We start from the raw sequence: 18,350 nt of genomic DNA, 5'->3' as shown, positions 1-18,350 counted from the left end.
CCGCCGCCGGGGCGCGCTCGCTGTCCCCGTGCGCTCCGGCGAGCGCCATGAACGGTCCTTTACTTGCAAAATTTGCAAGGAAAGGACCGTTCCTAGCACGCGAGAGAGCTGAAAGAGGCCTTCGCGAGCGACGACCTACCTGGGTGGCCAGGGCAGCACCACGGCCGCCGAGCCGCCACCCCGCCGGGTCGGTTCGGCGGCGGCGAGCCACCGGCCGTCCCGCAGCCGCTCGACACCGGTCGCCGCCCCGATCTCCGCGGGCGCCGTCGAGAAGCCCTGCTCCTTGGCCTTCAGCGCCTTGAGCACCTCGGTCTGGTCGAGGAACGCCTGCTCGACCTGCGCGGCCGCCGAGTTCCGCTGCGAAGCGCGCGGTTCGGCGATCGCGTCGACGAGGTTCAGGCCGCGGTCGATGCGGCCGGTGAGAATCTGCAGCACGGTGGTGATGATCGACGCGCCACCGGGCGAGCCGACGGCGAGGAACGGTTTGCCGTGGTCGAGCACGATGGTCGGCGCCATCGACGAACGCGGCCGCTTCGCCGGGCCCGGCAGGTTCGGGTCGGGGACGCCCGGCGTCACCGGGGTGAAGGAGAAGTCGGTCAGTTCGTTGTTGAGCAGGAACCCGCGGCCCGGCACGACGATGCCGCTCCCGCCCTCCTGCTCGATGGTCAGCGTGTAGGCGACGACGTTGCCCCACCGGTCGGCGACCGTGAGGTGCGTGGTGTTCTCGCCCTCGTACGGCGTCGGCGCGGCGTTCGTCCCCGCGACACACGGCGTCGGCTTACGCGGGTCGGCGGGCGCGACCGGGCTCGTCCCGGCCTTCGCGGGGTCGATCAGGCACGCGCGGCTGTCGGCGAACTTCTGGCTGATCAGTTCCTTCGCCGGGACGTCGACGAAGGCCGGGTCGCCGATCCACCGGTTACGGTCGGCGAAGGCATACCGGGTCGACTCCAGGAAGTAGTGCAGGTAGTCGGCCTTCTCCAGCTTCGAGAGCTTCGTGTTCTCGAGGATGTTCAGCGCCTCGCCGACGGTCAGCCCGCCCGAAGACGGCGCGGGCATGCCGTAGACGTCGAGGCCGCGGTACCGGGTCTTGGTCGGCTTCCGCTCGACGACGCGGTACTTGGCGAGGTCGGCCGCCGTCATGTCGCCGGGACGCACGTTCAGCGTCGACGCGGGGTCGACCGGCGGCTTCCGCACGGTGTCGACGACGTCGGCGCCGATCGGGCCGCGGTAGAGCACGTCAGTGCCCTTCGCGGCGAGTTGCGCGTACGTGCCGGCGAGGTCGGGGTTCTTGAACGTCGTGCCGACCGCGGGCGGCGCCCCGCCTGGCAGGTACAGCGACCGGGTCGACGGGAACGCCGAGAAGCGGGCGGCGTTGTTCGAGATCTGGGTGTTGAAGGTCTGGTCGACGGTGAAACCCTTGCGGGCGAGGTCTTCGGCTGGCTTGACCGCCTTCGCCAGCGACCTGGTCCCCCACTTGCGCAGGGCTTCGTCCCAGGTGGCGGGAGTGCCCGGCACGCCGACACCCAAACCGCTGGTGACGGCTTCGGGGAACGGGATCGCCTTGCCGTTCTCGACGAAGAGGTTCTCGTTCGCCGTCGACGGCGCGGTCTCGCGGCCGTCGAGGGTGTTCACCTTGCCGGTGCGCGCGTCGTAGTAGACGAAGAAGCCGCCACCGCCGAACCCGGCGGAGAACGGGTCGGTGACGCCGAGCGCGGCGGCCGTCGCGACGGCCGCGTCGACGGCGTTGCCGCCCTCACGCAGGATCTTCGTGCCGATCGCGGTCGCGTCCGCGTCGATACTCGACACCGCGCCCAGATAGCCGACGGCGGTCGGCGACTTGGGTGTCGGTGGTGCGGCGGCCGCGATACCCGGCGCGGCTGTGCCGACCAGGGCGGCGATCGCGGTGACTGCGGTGATGCGTACCGGAGTGCTTCTGTGCGCGGCCATGGCGCGAGTCTGCCCCGCCTGTCCACCCCGGACAAGACCCGGCCAGACCTGCGAACGTCGGTAGTGCGGCCCGGCCTCGATGAGAAGAATGCGGTCCATGAAGACTCCCGGCAGGCGATGGGGCGTGCTCCTTCCGCTGCTCATCGCCCTCCCCGTCCTCGCGGTCCCCGGCGTCGCCCAAGCCGAAGGCGCGCGTGCCTGCTTCGACGACTCCGCCGCGATCACCGTCGAGGAGAAGCGGCTCACCGCGACCATGCCGTCCGGTGGCCCGGCGGTCGGCCCGGAACTCGTCCGGCTCGCCGGATTCGACAAGCTCGTCTCCGACTTCACGGCCCGCCTGTGCGCGACGAAGACCGCTTTGCGCGCCGAGAAGCTCGCGGAGACCGCCGGTGACGGGCTCTGGCGGACCGCCGTCGACCGCGCGCAGGGCCGCCGTCCCGATCTCGGCGGCATCGACAAGGCCGACGACCGGCCCCTCTACTGGGCACGCCTGCAAATGAGCAAGGCACTACGCCAGTGGACGCCACGCTTCCCGCTGTCCGCGCCCACCCGCGCCGAACTGCTGAAGACGTTCGACGTCGGCGCCCGCGGCCTCGACGACTCCCGTTTCCCGGCCGGCCCCAAACTGCGCCGGGTGCTGGTGAGCGGGTTCGACCCGTTCACCCTCAACGGCGCGGGCGTCCGCATCGCGAACCCGTCGGGCGCGGCCGCTTTGCACCTGGACGGCAAGGTGATCCAGACGCCGACCGGGCCCGCGCTGGTGCAGGCCGTGTCGCTCCCGGTGGTGTGGAGCTACTTCGACGCCGGCATCGTCGAGGCGGCCTACGGCCAGGCGTTCAAGGACCGCTTCCGCCGCCCGGAGCTGATCATGACGATCAGCCAGGGGCGTCCCGGCCGCTTCGACATCGAACGCTGGGCCGGTGCGTGGCGCGGTGGCTCGCCGGACAACCTCGACGAGCCCGTCCGCGGTCCGGTCCCGCCCGCCGCCGGCTGGCCGCAGCCGGCCGTCCAGTTCATCGAAACCACGCTGCCGTACGAAAAGATGCTCGCCGCGCCCGCCGGGGCGTACCAGGTGCTGTACAACCAGGCGTTCTGCGTCTGGCCGGACAGCGGCAACCCGGGGACGGGAACGGCGGTCTGCCGGACGGACGCGCCGAAGCCCGGCGAGATCGCCGCTTCCGGCGGCGGCGGAAATTATCTGTCGAATGAATCGATGTTCAGAAGCAACCGGCTGCGGACGGGACTCGGCCTGGACGGGATCGCGGGCGGGCACCTGCACACGCCCGTCCTCGGCACGCCCGCCGATCCTTCGGCGCTGACCGACGCCGACTTCGAGGCACGGCGGGCGGCGATCTCCTCGCAGATCGTCACCCTGCTCACCGCCGCTCTCGGCGGCTCCGCCGCGAAGGCGGCTACGCCCGCTCCGGGTGCTTCGCCCCGCGCCGACGTCCTCGCCACCCCCGGCACGACCCTCTGACCCCACGCAATTCGGCACCTGGTTGCGATCGTTGCACGCGCAAGGATCGCAACCAGGTGCCGAATTGCGGGGCTAGATGAGCTCCAGCGGGTCCAGCTGGATCCGGATGGGCTCGGAGGCCTTGCGCGCGTCCCGGCGGGCGGCGGCCGCGTGGATAGCGGCGGCGAGCGCCTTCCCGTCCGGACGCGCGACGCGCACCAGTGCCCGCTCACGTTCGGCATTGCCGTCCTCGTCGACCTCCCCGAGCGGCACCGGGCCCAGCACCTCGCCGGTCTCCGGCAGCGCGAGGTCGTCGAGCAGTCCGGCGACCGCGTCCGGGGTGCCCTCGACACTCGCCATCCGCATCGCGGGCGGGAAGCCGAGTTCGCGCCGTTCGGCCAGCTCCTGGCTCGCGTGCCAGCCCGGGTCCCACCGCACCAGCGCCTGCACGACCGCGAGACCCGCCTCCGCGCCGACGAACACGCGGCCGCCTTCGGTCCCCGGCCGCACCAGTGCCGCGGCCGCCATCCACCGGCGCAAGGTCTCCTCCCCCGCGCGCAGGTCCTGCCGTCCGAGCAACGCCCAGCCGTCCAGCAGCAACGCCGCGCCGTAGCCGCCTTCCGCGACCGGCTCGGCTCCCGGCGTGCACACCACGAGCGCCGGTTTCCCCGGCACTGAAGCCAAAACCTCCGACGCGCCCGAGGTCCGCACGGGGAATCCGGTGAACGCGCGGCCCAGTTCCTCCGCGGTGCGCTTGGAGCCGACGACGACCGCCCGCAAGCGCACCGAACCGCAAGCGGCGCAATGGAAGTTCGTCTCGGGGACACCGCACCAGCGGCAGGCGGGCGGCCTCGGCGCGCCGTCGATCAGCCCGCCTGGCAGGGAAAGCGGACCGGCGCACCGGCGGCAGTGCGCCGACGTCCGGCAGTTGCCGCAGGCGAGGCCCGGGACGTATCCGCGACGCGGAACCTGCACGAGGACAGGGAATCCACCGGCCAACGACTGCCGGGCCGCCTCGAAAGCGACCGACGGGAGGCGCGCGGCCTTCGCCGCTTCGTCCCGGGCGACGTCGAAGTCCTCGCCGACCGGGGTGACCCGCGGCGCCGCGGCCCGCAGTTCGGGGCGGGCCGCCACGAGAGGCTGCGCCCAGCCCGATTCCACCAGGAACTGCGCCTCCGCGGTGCGCGCGAAACCGGCGACGAGCATGGACCCCTTCGCGGCGTGCGCGCGGTCCATCAGCACGTCGCGGACGTGCGGATACGGCGCGTGCTGGTCGAGGTGGACGTCGTCGCCGTCGTCCCACACCACGAACAGGCCGGGATCGGCGACCGGCGCGAACATCGCCGCGCGCGTGCCTACGACGACCCGCACCGCGCCGCGCAGCACCGCGAGCCAGCGGCGATACCGCTCGGCCGGCCCCAGCCCGGCGATCAACGCGACCACGGAATCGGCGCCCATCAGTTCGGCGCACGCGTCGTACAGCCGAGTGAGGTCGCGGTGGTCGGGAACGACCATGACGACCCCGCGTCCGGCTGCGGCCGTGACGGTGGCCGCTTCGGCGAGGCGGCGCGGCCAATCCTCACCCGGCAGGGCCTGCCAGACGGCGTTGGCCGGACGCCGTTCCGCGACGGCCTCCAGGAAAGCGGGGCCGTTTTGGTACCGCTCCCAAGCCGTGGTTTCGGGCGGTTCCGGCGTCGACGCGGGCTCCGCGGGCGGCTCGGCCTCGACTTTCGCGTGCCGGGACGGGATCGCGAGCCGCAGGACGTCGCTGAGCGTGCCGCCGTACCGGTCCGCGACGGATCGGCAGAGCGTGTGCAGCGCCGGAGGCAGCACCGGCTCGCTGGAGGTCACCCTGTCGATGTACGCGAGCTTCCCGGTGAACTCCGTGGTGTCGGCACGCTCGACGAGGTACCCGTCGACGAGCTGGCCCGCGAACCGGACGCGCACCCGGCAGCCGGGCACGGCGGCTTCGTGCAGTTTCTCGGGGATCCGGTAGTCGAAGGTGCGGTCGAGGTGCGTGAGCGGGATGTCCACGACGATCCGCGCCACCGGGTTCTCGGGCGCGGGATTCTGCGCGCCGCGGCGGCTGGCGGTTTTCGCGCGGGACGGTTTGGCCTTCCGCGCCGGCTCGGCTTTCGGAGGCTCCGGAAGGTCCCACAGCGGGGTCGGTTCGGGACTGCTGCTCACCCGGTGATCTCTACCAGACTCTGTCGCCACTGCCAGTCACCGCGTGCGATGAACGGTCCGTTCATCGCACGCGGTGCTGGGGCGCCTCTCGCCGCGGAGTGACGTGAAGGGCCCATGTACCTCCGGTACCGCGGCCCCGCATCGGTCCGGAACGTAGTGAAGGCCTCCTTCCCTACCCTCAAGGTAGGCAAGGAGGCCTTCACGGAACGGATCAGGCGCCGGCGGCCGACTTCAGGTCCGCGGCCCGCGCCGTGCTCTCCCACGGGAGATCCAGCTCGGGACGGCCGAAGTGGCCGTACGCGGCTGTCGGCGCGTAGATCGGGCGAAGCAGGTCGAGATCGCGGATGATCGCGGCCGGACGCAGGTCGAAGATCTCCGTGATGGCGGCCTGGATCTTCGACGGGTCGACGGTCTCGGTGCCGAAGGTCTCGACGAAGAGGCCCACCGGGGCCGCCTTGCCGATCGCGTAGGCGACCTGGACCTCGGCGCGCGAAGCAAGCCCGGCGGCGATGACGTTCTTCGCCACCCAGCGCATCGCGTACGCGGCCGAGCGGTCCACCTTGGAGGGGTCCTTGCCGGAGAACGCGCCGCCACCGTGGCGGGCCATGCCGCCGTAGGTGTCGACGATGATCTTGCGGCCGGTCAGGCCCGCGTCGCCCATCGGGCCGCCGATGACGAAGCGGCCGGTCGGGTTGACCAGCAGGCGCACGTTGGAGGTGTCGAGGCCGAGCTCGGCGATCTCCGGGGCGACCACGTGCTCGCGGACGTCGACGCCGAGCATCTGCTCCAGGTCGATGCCGTCCGCGTGCTGGGTGGACACGACCACCGTGTCGAGCCGCACCGGCTGGTCACCGGCGTACTCGATGGTGACCTGGGTCTTGCCGTCCGGACGCAGGTACGGCAGCACGCCGTCCTTGCGGACCCGGGTCAGCCGCTGCGAGAGCCGGTGCGCCAGCGCGATCGGCAGCGGCATCAGCTCGGGGGTGTCCGAGCAGGCGTAGCCGAACATCAGGCCCTGGTCGCCGGCGCCCTGGCGGTTGATCTCGTCCTCGTCGGACTCGACGCGGGACTCGTACGCGGTGTCGACACCCTGCGCGATGTCCGGCGACTGGGAGCCGATCGCGACGTTGACGCCGCAGGAGTTGCCGTCGAAGCCCTTGGCCGAGGAGTCGTAGCCGATCTTCAGGATCACGTCGCGGACGATGGTCGGGATGTCCGCGTAGGCCTCGGTGGTCACCTCGCCGGCGACGTGCACCTGCCCGGTCGTGATGAGGGTTTCGACCGCCACCCGGCTGCGCGGGTCCTTGGCCAGCAGGCCGTCCAGGATCGAGTCGCTGATGGCATCGCAAATTTTGTCGGGATGACCTTCAGTCACCGATTCCGATGTGAACAGTCTGCTCGTGGACGCGGTCACGGTGCCCGTCACTCCCTCACCTAGACGTCTGATGCCTAGAAAGTTAGGCACCCCTCAGCTTGAACTCAAGCCTACTGACTATCGCTTTGGGGGCTCTCAACGCTTCATCAAGGTCACAACAGCATCCCACAATGTGGACGCCAGTTCAGCCTTGGCGCCGAGGGGGATCGGGATTTCGGTGCCGTCGGCCCCGAGCAGCCAGCCCGAGTTGTCCTCGGTCCCGAAGGCCTTCCCCTCACCGACGGCGTTCACCACCAGCAGGTCCGCGCCCTTGCGCTTCAGTTTGACCCTGGCGTGATCGAGGACGCCGCCCTTGTCGTCCCCGGTTTCGGCGGCGAAGCCGACGACCACCTGACCTTGGGTCCGGTTGCGGACCAGCTCGGCCAGGATGTCCGCGTTGCGGGCGAGTTCGACGACGGGATCCGGTGTGTCGTCGGACTTCTTGATCTTGTGATCGGCCCGGTTCGACGGCCGGAAGTCGGCGACGGCGGCGGCCATCACGAGGACGTCGGCGGAGGCGGCCTCGGCGTGCATGGCCTGGCGCATCTCCTCGGCGGTCGACACGTGGACGACCTTCGCGCCCGCGGGTTCCGGCAGCGCGACGGTGTGCGCGGCGACCAACGTGACCTCGGCGCCGCGCTGGGCGGCGACACGGGCCAGCGCGTAACCCTGTTTGCCCGACGAGCGGTTGCCCAGGTACCGGACCGGGTCCAGTGGCTCGCGGGTGCCACCGGCCGAAATCGCCACGCGCACGCCTTCGAGGTCGCGCGGGAGGGCGTTCGGCACGGCGAGCAGGAGCCGGGCCAGGTCGACGATCTCGGCCGGGTCGGCGAGCCGTCCCTTGCCGGTGTCGGTACCGGTGAGCCTGCCGGCGGCGGGTTCGGCGACGACCAGGCCGCGTGAGCGCAGCAGCGCCACGTTGTCGCGGGTGGCCGGGTGCTCCCACATCTCGGTGTGCATCGCCGGGAAGAAGGCGACCGGGCACCGGGCGGTGAGCAGGGTGTTCGTCAGCAGATCGTCCGCGATGCCGTGCGCGGCCTTGGCGAGCAGGTTCGCCGTGGCGGGCACGACGATCACCAGGTCGGCTTCCTTGCCGACGCGGACGTGCTGGACCTCGGGCACTTCGGTGAACACGCCGGTGTGCACCGGGTTCCCGGAGAGTGCCTCGAAGGTGGCCGCGCCGACGAAGTTCAGCGCGGCTTCGGTGGGGACCACGCGGACGTCGTGACCGGATTCGGTCAGTCCGCGCAGGACCTCACAGGCCTTGTAGGCGGCGATCCCGCCACCCACGCCCAGAACGATCCGGGGCTTACTCACCCTCGGTGTGCTCGAGCAGGCCACCGTGGATCTCGCGCAGGGCGATGGAGAGCGGCTTCTCGCGCGGGCCCGGCTCGACCAGCGGGCCGACGTACTCCAGCAGGCCCTCGCCCAGCTGGGCGTAGTAGTCGTTGATCTGGCGAGCGCGCTTGGCCGAGTAGATCACCAGCGCGTACTTCGAGCTGACCTTCTCGAGAAGGTCGTCGATGGGCGGGTTGGTGATGCCTTCGAGCTCTTCGTGCAGCGTGGCCTGAGTCGTCACTCGTGGTGCTCCGAATCTTCGGTCAAATGGTCGCCGGTTATCAAGTTTAGCAACTGCTCGGCGGCGTCTCGCACGTCGGCGTTGACGACGCGCTCGTCGAACTCCCCGGCGGCGGCGAGTTCACGCTCCGCCTCGGCCAGCCTGGCCTTCACCGCGGCCTCGTTCTCGGTGCCGCGGCCGGTCAGCCTGCCGACCAGTTCGTCCCACGACGGCGGCATCAGCATCACCAGCCGGGCTTCCGGCATCGCCTTGCGGACCTGCCGCGCGCCCTGGAGTTCGATCTCCAGTACGGCGTTGCGCCCGGCGGCCAGTGCCCGCTCGACGGGCTCGCGCGGGGTGCCGTAGCAGTTTCCCGCGAACTCGGCGTGTTCGAGCAGTTCGCCGACGGCGACCATGCGGTCGAATTCGGGCCGGTCGACGAAGTGGTAGTGCTCGCCGTCGACCTCACCCGGCCTCGGCTTCCTGGTGGTCACCGAGACGCTGAAATAAATCTCCGGATCCAGCTTGCGCAGCTCCTTCGCCACGCTCGACTTCCCGACCCCCGAAGGCCCTGAGACGACCGTGAGCCGGTGCCGGGAAGAAACTCCCGCCACCGGCTCACCGCCGCGGTCAGCGCCCGGGGTCACCGGGTGGTCCTGACCGGTGCCGCTCACTCGCCGCTGAATTCGGCCAGCAGCGCCTTGCGCTGCCGGTCGCCGAGGCCGCGAAGACGACGGCTGGGTGCGATCTCCAGTCGTTCCATGGTCTGCTGGGCACGGACCTTGCCGACGCCCGGAAGAGCCTCGAGCAGAGCCGAGACCTTCATCTTGCCGAGGACTTCGTTCTCCTCGGCCTGCTTCAACACGTCGACCAGAGTGGTACCGCCCCGCTTCAGCCGCTCCTTCAGCTCAGCACGGATGCGGCGGGCGGCGGCGGCCTTCTCCAGCGCCGCAGCGCGCTGTTCCTCTGTCAGCTGGGGAAGTGCCACGTTTTCCTCCGGTAGTTCTCAAATCTGGGTGGGTGTGGCGACGGTACCCACCCGTTACCTCGGCCCACAATGCGGGGGTGGCTGGTCATGACGGATTCCCGGGCCTGCTATTGGCCTTTTTCCAGGGGACCGAGGGAATCCCGGGTCCGCCGAACGGCCGCACGCAACGCTTCGGGGTCCGGTCCGTGCCTGAGGACGTCACGGGACGACGCGGGGAGCACACCCGGCAGTCCCGGCCCGAAAAGGGCCCGCAAATCGGCCGGAGTGGCCCCCTGTGCCCCGAAACCGGGCGCCAGGACGGGACCGTTCAGCTTGCTCAGATCGAGCTCTCCCGGCGTGATGGTGGCGCCGACGACGACACCGATGTCACCCAAGGGCCCGACGCCCGCGTTGTACGCGGCCGCCGTGTCGACGATGTCCTGTGCGACGGTCTTTCCGTTGGGCAGCAAGGCGTTCTGCAATCCCTGCGCCTCCGGGTTGGAGGTGCGCGCGAGGACGAACAGCCCCTTGCCTTGCGTCCGCGCAACGTCGAGCGCGGGGGCCAGCGAACCGAAACCGAGGTACGGCGACACGGTGATGGCGTCCGCCTCGAGTTCCGCGCCGGCCGGCAGGAACGCCGCCGTGTACGCCGCCATCGTCGAACCGATGTCGCCGCGTTTGACGTCCAGCAGGACGAGCGCGCCCGCCTCCCGGCACACCTTCATCGTCTTGGCCAGAACGGCGACCCCAGGAGGCCCGTAGGCCTCGAAAAAGGCCGACTGGGGCTTGATCACCGCGACCTCGGGCGCGATCGTCTCAGCGGCCGTGAGGGCGAACTTCTCCAGACCACCCGCGTCCGCCGGGAGACCCCACGCCTGGAGCAGCCCGGGATGGGGGTCGATCCCGGCGCAGAGCGGTCCCTTCTCGGCGACCGCCCGCGCCAGCCTCGCCCCGAACCGTTCGCTCATGCCTTGGCCTTCAACGCCGCCTGGAGGCTCTGCAGCGACCGGACGCCGATGTCGCCCTTGATGACGGCCTCTATCCCGTGCACGGCCGCCGCGGCGCCCTGCACCGTGGTGATGCAGGGGATGTCCCGCGACACCGCGGCGGTGCGGATCTCGTAGCCGTCGATGCGGGGACCGCTGTTTCCGTACGGCGTGTTGATCACCATCTGCACCTCGCCGCTGAGGATGACGTCCACGACGTTCTGCTCCCCTTCGGCCGAACCCTCGTAGTGCTTGCGCACGACGGTGCAGGCGATTCCGTTGCGCCGCAACACTTCCGCGGTTCCCGACGTGGCGAGGATCTCGAAGCCGAGGTCCGCCAGCCGCTTCACCGGGAACACCAGCGAACGCTTGTCGCGGTTGGCGACGGAGACGAACACCTTGCCCGACGTCGGCAGCGAACCGTAGGCACCGGCCTGCGACTTGGCGAACGCCTTCCCGAAGGAGACATCGACGCCCATGACCTCGCCGGTGGACTTCATCTCCGGGCCGAGCAGCGAGTCGACGCCGTGGCCCTCGGGGGTGCGGAAGCGGTGGAACGGCAGGACCGCCTCCTTGACCGCGACCGGCGAATCGGCGGGCATGTGGCCGCCGTCACCCTCGGCGGGGAGGACGCCGGACTCGCGCAGCTCCTTGATCGACGAGCCGGTCATGATCAGCGCCGCGGCCTTCGCCAGCGGCACCGCGGTCGCCTTCGACACGAACGGCACCGTCCGCGAGGCGCGCGGGTTGGCCTCCAGGACGTACAGGACGTCGTCCTTGAGCGCGTACTGGACGTTCAGCAGCCCGCGGACGCCGACGCCGCGCGCGATGGCCTCGGTCGAGCGGCGCACCGTCTCGATGTCGGTCCGGCCCAGCGTGATCGGCGGGAGCGCGCACGACGAGTCACCGGAGTGGATCCCGGCCTCCTCGATGTGCTCCATGACGCCGCCGAGGAACAGCTCGTCGCCGTCGAAGAGCGCGTCGACGTCGATCTCGATGGCGTCGTCGAGGAAACGGTCCACCAGCACGGGGTGCTCGGGGGTGACCTCGGTGGCGCGGTGGATGTAGCCGGCGAGGGATTCCTCGTCGTACACGATCTCCATGCCGCGTCCGCCGAGCACGTACGACGGCCGGACCAGGACCGGGTAGCCGATCTTGTCGGCGATCCGCTTCGCACCTTCGAACGAGGTCGCCGTGCCGTACTTCGGCGCGGGGAGCCCGGCGTCGGTGAGGACCTCGCCGAACGCGCCGCGGTCCTCGGCGAGGTGGATCGCGTCCGGGGAGGTGCCGATCACCGGGACACCGGCGTCGGCGAGGCGCTTCGCCAGCGAGAGCGGGGTCTGGCCGCCCAGCTGCACGATGACACCGGCGACGGTGCCCGACTCCTGCTCGGCGTTGACCACTTCGAGGACGTCCTCGAACGACAGCGGCTCGAAGTACAGCCTGTCCGAGGTGTCGTAGTCGGTGGAGACGGTCTCGGGGTTGCAGTTGACCATGACGGCCTCGAAACCGGCCTCGCGCAAGGCGATCGCGGCGTGCACGCACGAGTAGTCGAACTCGATGCCCTGCCCGATGCGGTTCGGCCCGGAGCCGAGGATCAGCACCTTCGGCTTGCCGGTCTGCGCGGTGATCTCCGACTGCGCCGCGGGATCGGTCTCGTAGGCCGAGTAGTGGTACGGCGTCTTGGCCGCGAATTCGGCCGCGCAGGTGTCGACGGTCTTGTACACCGGGCGCACGCCGAGACGGCGGCGCAGCGCGCGGACGCCGTCTTCACCGGCCAGTTCCGGCCGCAGCGCGGCGATCTGGCAATCCGAAAGACCGGTGCGCTTGGCACGCCGCAGCAGCGGCTCGTCCAGCACCAGCGCGTCACGGACCTCCGAGCCGACCTCGCCGATGAGGGCGATCTGGTCGATGAACCACGGGTCGATACCCGACGCCTCGTGGATCTCCTCGACCGTGGCGCCGAACCGCAGCGCCCGCTCGACCTCGTAGATCCGCCCGTCGTGCGGCGTGCGCAAGGCGTCCAGGATGGACTCCTTGGTCGCGCCTTCGGGGTCGGGGCGGGTCCAGAAGCCGGTGGCCTTGGTGTCGATGGACCGCAGTGCCTTGCCGAGCGCCTCGGGGAAGCTGCGGCCGAACGACATCGCCTCGCCGACGCTCTTCATCGTCGTGGTCAGCGTGGGGTCCGCGCCGGGGAACTTCTCGAAGGCGAACCGCGGCACCTTCACCACGACGTAGTCCAGCGTCGGCTCGAAGGCCGCCGGGGTCTCGCCGGTGATGTCGTTGCGGATCTCGTCGAGGGTGTAGCCGATGGCGAGCTTCGCGGCGATCTTGGCGATCGGGAAGCCGGTCGCCTTCGACGCCAGCGCGCTCGACCGCGACACCCGCGGGTTCATCTCGATGACGACCATGCGGCCGTCGGCCGGGTTGATCGCGAACTGGATGTTGCAGCCGCCGGTGTCGACGCCGACCTCGCGCAGCACGGCGATGCCGACGTCGCGCATGTGCTGGTACTCGCGGTCGGTCAGGGTCATCGCGGGCGCGACGGTGACCGAGTCGCCGGTGTGCACGCCCATCGCGTCGATGTTCTCGATCGAGCAGACGACCACCACGTTGTCGTGCCGGTCGCGCATGAGCTCGAGTTCGAACTCCTTCCAGCCGAGGACGCTCTCTTCGATGAGCACCTCGGTGACCGGCGATTCGGTGAGGCCGGTGGAGGCGAGGCGTTCCAGCTCCGCGTCGGTGTGCGCCATGCCCGAGCCGAGCCCGCCCATGGTGAACGACGGCCGGATGACCACCGGGAGGCCGACGTCGGCGACGGTCTCGCGGACCTCGGCCATGTCGTGACAGACCCGCGAACGCGGCACGTCGGCGCCGATCGTGCGGACGATGTCCTTGAACTTCTGCCGGTCCTCGCCGCGCTGGATGGCGTCGATGTCGGCGCCGATCAGCTCGACGCCGTACTTCTCCAGGACGCCGCGCTCGTGCAGGGCGACAGCGCAGTTGAGCGCGGTCTGCCCGCCGAGGGTCGCGAGGATCGCGTCGGGGCGCTCCACGGCGATGACCTTCTCGACGAACTCCGGGGTGACCGGCTCGATGTAGGTGGCGTCGGCGAACTCGGGGTCGGTCATGATGGTCGCCGGGTTCGAGTTCACCAGCGAGACGCGCAGTCCCTCTTCGCGGAGCACGCGGCAGGCCTGGGTGCCGGAGTAGTCGAACTCCGCCGCCTGGCCGATCACGATCGGCCCGGAGCCGATCACCAGCACGTGCTGGATGTCTGTCCTCTTCGGCATTACTTGGCCTTCTCCATCAAGCTCACGAACTCATCGAACAGGGGGGCCGCGTCGTGCGGGCCGGCGGCGGCCTCGGGGTGGTACTGCACCGAGAACGCGGGGACGTCGAACGCGCGGACACCTTCGACGGTGTCGTCGTTCGGGCAGTAGTGCGAGATCTGGGCGGCGCCGAACGGCGTCTCGAAGCGCTGCCCCGGCTCGCCTTCGAGGGCGAAACCGTGGTTCTGCGCGGTGATCGCGACCCGTTTGGTGGCCACGTCGATCACCGGGATGTTGATCCCGCGGTGGCCGTAGCGCATCTTGTAGGTGCCCAGCCCCAGCGCGCGACCGAGGATCTGATTGCCGAAGCAGATGCCGAACAGCGGGATTTCCCGCTGCAGCACGGACTTCGTCAGCTCGGTCGCGTGCGCGGTGGTCGCCGGGTCGCCGGGACCGTTGGACAGGAAGACGCCGTCCGCCTCGACGGCGAGCAGTTCATCCACGGTGGACGACGAGGGCAGGACGTGCACCTCGATGCCGCGCGCGGCCATCATGCGCGGGGTGTTGGACTTGATGCCCAAGTCCAGCGCGGCCACGCGGAACCGGGTCTCCCCCTGCGCCTTGACCACGTACGGCTGCTTCGTAGTGACCTCGCCGGCGAGGTCCGCGCCCTTCATCTGCGGGCTGGCCTTCACCTCGGCGAGCATTTCCTCGTCGGTGCCCAGCGCGTCACCGGAGAACACGCCGGAGCGCATGGCGCCCTGCTCGCGCAGGTGCCGGGTCAGCGTGCGGGTGTCCACTTCGGAGATCCCGACGACGCCCTGGCGCTCCAGTTCCTCGTCCAGCGTGCGCTTGGAGCGCCAGTTCGACGGGGTGCGCGCCGGGTCGCGGACGACGTAGCCCGAAACCCAGATGCGGGCGGACTCGTCGTCCTCGTCGTTCCAGCCGGTGTTGCCGATCTGCGGCGCGGTCTGGACCACGATCTGCCGGTGGTAGGACGGGTCGGTCAGCGTCTCCTGGTAGCCGGTCATGCCGGTGCAGAACACCGCCTCGCCCAAGCTGCGGCCACGGGCGCCGTACGCGGAGCCGCGGAACACGCGGCCGTCTTCGAGGACCAGTGCCGCGGGGGTCCTAATGCCGTTCGTGGTGCTCATCAGGCACCTCCCTTGATGTCGTTGCGAGTGTCTTGCAAAGCTTCGATCCACTGTGGATAGTCGTCGACGTCGTCGCCGCGGAATCCGGTGTCCAGTTCGACGTCGCCCGCCAGCCAGGTGATGACGAGCAGCGCGTCGATGCCCATCACCTTCCCGGCCATCCCCTTGTCCTTGCGGACGCCGGTGACGGACGCGCGCGGGATCCAGAAGTCCGGGGCGCCGCCGCGTTCGATGGCGACGCCGTCTTCGTGCAGCCGCCAGATCGCGCCGGTGCGCAGGCCGGCGCCGCGGGTGACCACACGCTCCTGCCAGTGCCCCGCCGTCGTGGTGCTGATGTAGACGCCGGTCGATTCGAGCGAAGCCTCACCTGGCTCAGCGGGGATCTCGGCGAACGGCGGCACCTGGACGCTCTGCGCGCGCGACTTGCGCCGCCAGCCGCGCCACATCAGGAAGACGCAGAACAGGAAGAAGGCGAAGACCGCCAGGGTCAGCAGAATCCGGTCGCTCATTGCGTGATCTTCCCTTCCCGCGCGGTGATCCGCCCGCGCAGCAACGTCGCCGTCACCACGCCGGGGAGCCGCATTCCTTCGTACGGGGTGTTCGCCGCGATACTCGCGAACTCGGCGCCTCGTACGGTCCATTCGGTTTCCGGGTCCACCAGCGTCAGGTTGGCCGGTTCGCCGACCTCGATCGGACGGCCGTGGTCGGTCAGGTCGCCGATCTCGGCGGGCCGCTCGCTCATCACCCGCGCGACGCCCCGCCAGTCCAGCAGGCCGGTGCGAACCATGGTCTCGACCACGATCGACAGCGCGGTCTGGAGGCCGAGCATGCCGGGCCGGGCCGAGTTCCACTCGCAGTCCTTGTCCTGGACGGCGTGCGGCGCGTGGTCGGTGGCGACGCAGTCGATGACGCCCTCGGCAAGCGCGGCGCGCAGCTTCACGGCGTCGGATTCGGTGCGCAGCGGCGGGTTGACCTTGTTGACCGGGTCGTAGGTCGAGAGCCGCTCGTCGGTCAGCAGCAGGTGGTGCGGGGTGACCTCGGCCGAGACCTTGGTACCGCGCTCCTTGGCCCACTTCAGGATGTCGGCCGTGCCCGAGGTCGAGACGTGGCAGACATGCAGCCGCGCGTTCGCGTGCTCCGCCAGCAGGCAGTCGCGGGCCACGATCGACTCTTCCGCCGAAGCGGGCCAACCGGTGTAACCCAGGCGTGCGGCCTGCTCGCCTTCGTGCGCCTGGGCGCCGACGGTCAGCCGCGGCTCCTCGGCGTGCTGGGCGATGACCACGCCGAGCGCCGTCGAGTACTCCAGCGCGCGGCGCATGAGCAGCGGGTCCGCGACGCAGAGACCGTCGTCGGAGAAGACCTTCACCTTGGCCTCGGACTTCGCCATGGTGCCCAGTTCGGCGAGTTTCTCGCCCTTGAGGCCCACGGTGACCGCGCCGACCGGGTGCACGTCGACCAGCCCGGCCTCCTGGCCGCGCCGCCACACGTGGTCGACGATCACCGCGTTGTCGGCCACCGGATCGGTGTTGGCCATGGCGAACACCGCGGTGTAGCCGCCGAGCGCGGCCGCGGCCGAACCGGTCGCGATGGTCTCGGTGTCCTCGCGGCCGGGTTCGCGCAGGTGGGTGTGCAGATCGACGAAACCGGGGAGCAGCACCTGGCCACCCGCCTCGATCACTTCGGCGTTGTCCGGGGTGTCGATCGAACCGATGTCGGTGATGACCCCGTCCTCGACGAGTACGTCGACCGGGTCGCCCTCGCCGTAGGGTCGGGCGCCCTTGATCAGGACGATGGTCACGCGGTGGCTCCTTCGCTGGCGAGCAGGTGATACAGGACCGCCATGCGCACGTGGACGCCGTTGCGGACCTGTTCGGTGATGGCCGAGGCCGGGGAGTCGGCGACCGCCGAGGCGATCTCCATCCCGCGCAGCATCGGGCCGGGGTGCAGGACGACGGCGTGCTCCGGCAGGAGCTTCATCCGTCGTTCGTTGAGGCCGTAGGAGATCGAGTACTCACGCGCACTGGGAAAAAAGCCCCCGTGCATCCGCTCCGCCTGGACCCTCAGCATCATGACCGCGTCGAGTGCGGGCAGTTCGGCGTCGAGTTCGTGCGACACCGTGACCGGCAGGCTCTCCACCCCGGCCGGCAGCAACGTCGGCGGCGCGACGAGCACCACTTCCGCGCCCAGCGCCGACAGCAGGTGGATGTTCGACCGCGCGACCCGGCTGTGCAGGACGTCGCCGACGATCGCGATCCGGCGCCCCTCCAGCGAGCCGAGGCGCTCCCGCAGCGTCGCCGCGTCGAGCAGTGCCTGCGTCGGATGCTCGTGCGTCCCGTCGCCCGCGTTGACGACCGCCGTCCCGGCTTCGGCGAGCCAGCCCGAAAGCCGCTGCGCCGCCCCGGAGGCGGGGTGCCGGATGATCACGCAGTCGGCGCCGGCCGCGGCCAGCGTCAGCGCGGTGTCCCGCAGCGATTCGCCCTTGTTGACCGAGGAACTGGAGGCGGAGACGTTGATCACGTCGGCGCTCATCCACTTTCCCGCGATCTCGAACGAGACGCGGGTGCGGGTCGAGTTCTCGTAGAACAACGTGATCACGGTGCGGCCGCGCAACGTCGGCAGTTTGCGGACCTCGCGGCCCAGCAGGGTGCGCTTGAGCTCTTCGGCGGTGTCCAGCACGGCTGTCGCGAGCGCCGGGTCGAGCCCGTCGGTGGCGAGCAGGTGCTTCACGATCGATCTCCTTCTGGTTGCGCGCGAAGCAGAACCGTGTCCCGTCCGTCCACTTCGGACAGTAGGACCTCGATCCCTTCGGCACGCGAGGTGGGCACGTTCTTGCCCACGTAATCGGCGCGGATCGGCAGTTCGCGGTGGCCGCGGTCGACCAGCACGGCCAGCTGGACCGCGCGCGGGCGGCCGTGGTCGCGCAGGGCGTCGAGGGCGGCGCGGATGGTGCGGCCGGAGAACAGCACGTCGTCGACCAGGATCACCACCGCGTCGTCGATACCGGTCGGCGGCAGCTGCGAATGTTCGAGCGCGCGGGGCGGGCGGCGGCGGAGATCATCACGGTAGAGCGTGATGTCCAGCGCGCCGGTCGGCGGACGGATGCCGGAGAATTCGGCGATCTTGTCCGCGAGCCGCAGGGCGAGCGGAGTACCCCGGGTGGGGATGCCCAGCAACACGGGCGGAGTCGAGCCACCCGCACCGAGAGCGGTCTTCTCGATGACCTGGTGGGCCATTCGGGCGATCGTGCGCGCGACATCGCCGGACGAGAGCAGCTCGCGCTCTCCCGCCGGTTCCGCCGCGCCACGCGGACGTGACGACAAGGCGGACCTCCTTCCCCGCCTCTCTGGACGGGTCCTTAAAGGACGTCGACTTCCTGCTTGGCGAGGAAATCGAACCGACACTAGCAGGA

General features: G+C 70.3%; 15 protein-coding genes. 1 reads left to right on the top strand and 14 read right to left on the bottom strand.

What is annotated here, in order from left to right:
- Window positions 1–135: 135 nt before the first annotated feature.
- Window positions 136–1,947 carry a gamma-glutamyltransferase gene (gene ggt / locus ACLJO0_RS14675; RefSeq protein ID WP_410579307.1) on the bottom strand — a complete coding sequence of 604 codons (1,812 nt, stop codon included), beginning with the start codon at window positions 1,945–1,947 and terminating at the stop codon, window positions 136–138.
- 97 nt (window positions 1,948–2,044) lie between these two features.
- Between ggt and ACLJO0_RS14670 the strand changes: the two genes are divergently transcribed.
- Complete coding sequence (locus ACLJO0_RS14670; RefSeq protein ID WP_410579090.1) at window positions 2,045–3,424, top strand: hypothetical protein; 1,380 nt, start codon at window positions 2,045–2,047, stop codon at window positions 3,422–3,424.
- 72 nt (window positions 3,425–3,496) lie between these two features.
- On the opposite strand, the gene ACLJO0_RS14665 is transcribed toward ACLJO0_RS14670, so the two are convergent.
- From ACLJO0_RS14665 to pyrR, 13 genes are all read right to left on the bottom strand, one after another.
- Window positions 3,497–5,590: a primosomal protein N' gene (locus tag ACLJO0_RS14665; protein ID WP_410579089.1), complete on the bottom strand. Its 2,094-nt coding sequence runs from the start codon at window positions 5,588–5,590 to the stop codon at window positions 3,497–3,499.
- Window positions 5,591–5,801: 211 nt separating this feature from the next.
- Complete coding sequence (gene metK / locus ACLJO0_RS14660) at window positions 5,802–7,016, bottom strand: methionine adenosyltransferase (protein WP_370310842.1); 1,215 nt, start codon at window positions 7,014–7,016, stop codon at window positions 5,802–5,804.
- 84 nt (window positions 7,017–7,100) lie between these two features.
- Window positions 7,101–8,321 carry a bifunctional phosphopantothenoylcysteine decarboxylase/phosphopantothenate--cysteine ligase CoaBC gene (coaBC, locus tag ACLJO0_RS14655; protein WP_410579088.1) on the bottom strand — a complete coding sequence of 407 codons (1,221 nt, stop codon included), beginning with the start codon at window positions 8,319–8,321 and terminating at the stop codon, window positions 7,101–7,103.
- Complete coding sequence (rpoZ, locus tag ACLJO0_RS14650) at window positions 8,314–8,583, bottom strand: DNA-directed RNA polymerase subunit omega (protein ID WP_005152353.1); 270 nt, start codon at window positions 8,581–8,583, stop codon at window positions 8,314–8,316. The genes coaBC and rpoZ overlap by 8 nt, the downstream gene beginning before the upstream one ends.
- Complete coding sequence (gene gmk / locus ACLJO0_RS14645; protein ID WP_410579087.1) at window positions 8,580–9,236, bottom strand: guanylate kinase; 657 nt, start codon at window positions 9,234–9,236, stop codon at window positions 8,580–8,582. The genes rpoZ and gmk overlap by 4 nt, the downstream gene beginning before the upstream one ends.
- Window positions 9,233–9,550 carry an integration host factor, actinobacterial type gene (gene mihF / locus ACLJO0_RS14640; RefSeq protein WP_003096398.1) on the bottom strand — a complete coding sequence of 106 codons (318 nt, stop codon included), beginning with the start codon at window positions 9,548–9,550 and terminating at the stop codon, window positions 9,233–9,235. Before mihF ends, gmk begins: the two co-directional genes overlap by 4 nt.
- Window positions 9,551–9,657: 107 nt before the next feature.
- The gene (gene pyrF, locus ACLJO0_RS14635; protein WP_410579086.1) at window positions 9,658–10,497 is read right to left on the bottom strand and encodes an orotidine-5'-phosphate decarboxylase; all 840 of its coding nucleotides are present in this window, start codon (window positions 10,495–10,497) and stop codon (window positions 9,658–9,660) included.
- Window positions 10,494–13,808 carry a carbamoyl-phosphate synthase large subunit gene (carB, locus tag ACLJO0_RS14630; protein ID WP_410579085.1) on the bottom strand — a complete coding sequence of 1,105 codons (3,315 nt, stop codon included), beginning with the start codon at window positions 13,806–13,808 and terminating at the stop codon, window positions 10,494–10,496. Before carB ends, pyrF begins: the two co-directional genes overlap by 4 nt.
- Window positions 13,808–14,941 carry a glutamine-hydrolyzing carbamoyl-phosphate synthase small subunit gene (gene carA, locus ACLJO0_RS14625; protein ID WP_410579084.1) on the bottom strand — a complete coding sequence of 378 codons (1,134 nt, stop codon included), beginning with the start codon at window positions 14,939–14,941 and terminating at the stop codon, window positions 13,808–13,810. The genes carB and carA overlap by 1 nt, the downstream gene beginning before the upstream one ends.
- Complete coding sequence (locus ACLJO0_RS14620; RefSeq protein ID WP_410579083.1) at window positions 14,941–15,450, bottom strand: transporter; 510 nt, start codon at window positions 15,448–15,450, stop codon at window positions 14,941–14,943. The genes carA and ACLJO0_RS14620 overlap by 1 nt, the downstream gene beginning before the upstream one ends.
- Window positions 15,447–16,739, bottom strand: a complete 1,293-nt coding sequence (locus ACLJO0_RS14615; protein WP_410579082.1) for a dihydroorotase — start codon at window positions 16,737–16,739, stop codon at window positions 15,447–15,449. Before ACLJO0_RS14615 ends, ACLJO0_RS14620 begins: the two co-directional genes overlap by 4 nt.
- A complete protein-coding gene (locus tag ACLJO0_RS14610) occupies window positions 16,736–17,668 on the bottom strand; it encodes an aspartate carbamoyltransferase catalytic subunit (protein WP_410579081.1) in 933 nt (310 codons plus the stop codon). Before ACLJO0_RS14610 ends, ACLJO0_RS14615 begins: the two co-directional genes overlap by 4 nt.
- Complete coding sequence (pyrR, locus tag ACLJO0_RS14605; RefSeq protein ID WP_016333099.1) at window positions 17,665–18,261, bottom strand: bifunctional pyr operon transcriptional regulator/uracil phosphoribosyltransferase PyrR; 597 nt, start codon at window positions 18,259–18,261, stop codon at window positions 17,665–17,667. The genes ACLJO0_RS14610 and pyrR overlap by 4 nt, the downstream gene beginning before the upstream one ends.
- Window positions 18,262–18,350: the final 89 nt, after the last annotated feature.

Source organism: Amycolatopsis sp. lyj-108, assembly GCF_046549005.1.
Taxonomy (GTDB): Bacteria; Actinomycetota; Actinomycetes; order Mycobacteriales; family Pseudonocardiaceae; genus Amycolatopsis.
This window is presented reverse-complemented; position numbering and strand designations above follow the sequence as displayed.

Coding starts and splice junctions, on each gene's coding strand:
- pyrF (WP_410579086.1), bottom strand. CDS start 10,497: ATGAGCGAACGGTTCGGGGCGAGGCTGGCGCGGGCGGTCGCCGAGAAG.
- carB (WP_410579085.1), bottom strand. CDS start 13,808: ATGCCGAAGAGGACAGACATCCAGCACGTGCTGGTGATCGGCTCCGGG.
- ACLJO0_RS14670 (WP_410579090.1), top strand. CDS start 2,045: ATGAAGACTCCCGGCAGGCGATGGGGCGTGCTCCTTCCGCTGCTCATC.
- carA (WP_410579084.1), bottom strand. CDS start 14,941: ATGAGCACCACGAACGGCATTAGGACCCCCGCGGCACTGGTCCTCGAA.
- ACLJO0_RS14620 (WP_410579083.1), bottom strand. CDS start 15,450: ATGAGCGACCGGATTCTGCTGACCCTGGCGGTCTTCGCCTTCTTCCTG.
- ggt (WP_410579307.1), bottom strand. CDS start 1,947: ATGGCCGCGCACAGAAGCACTCCGGTACGCATCACCGCAGTCACCGCG.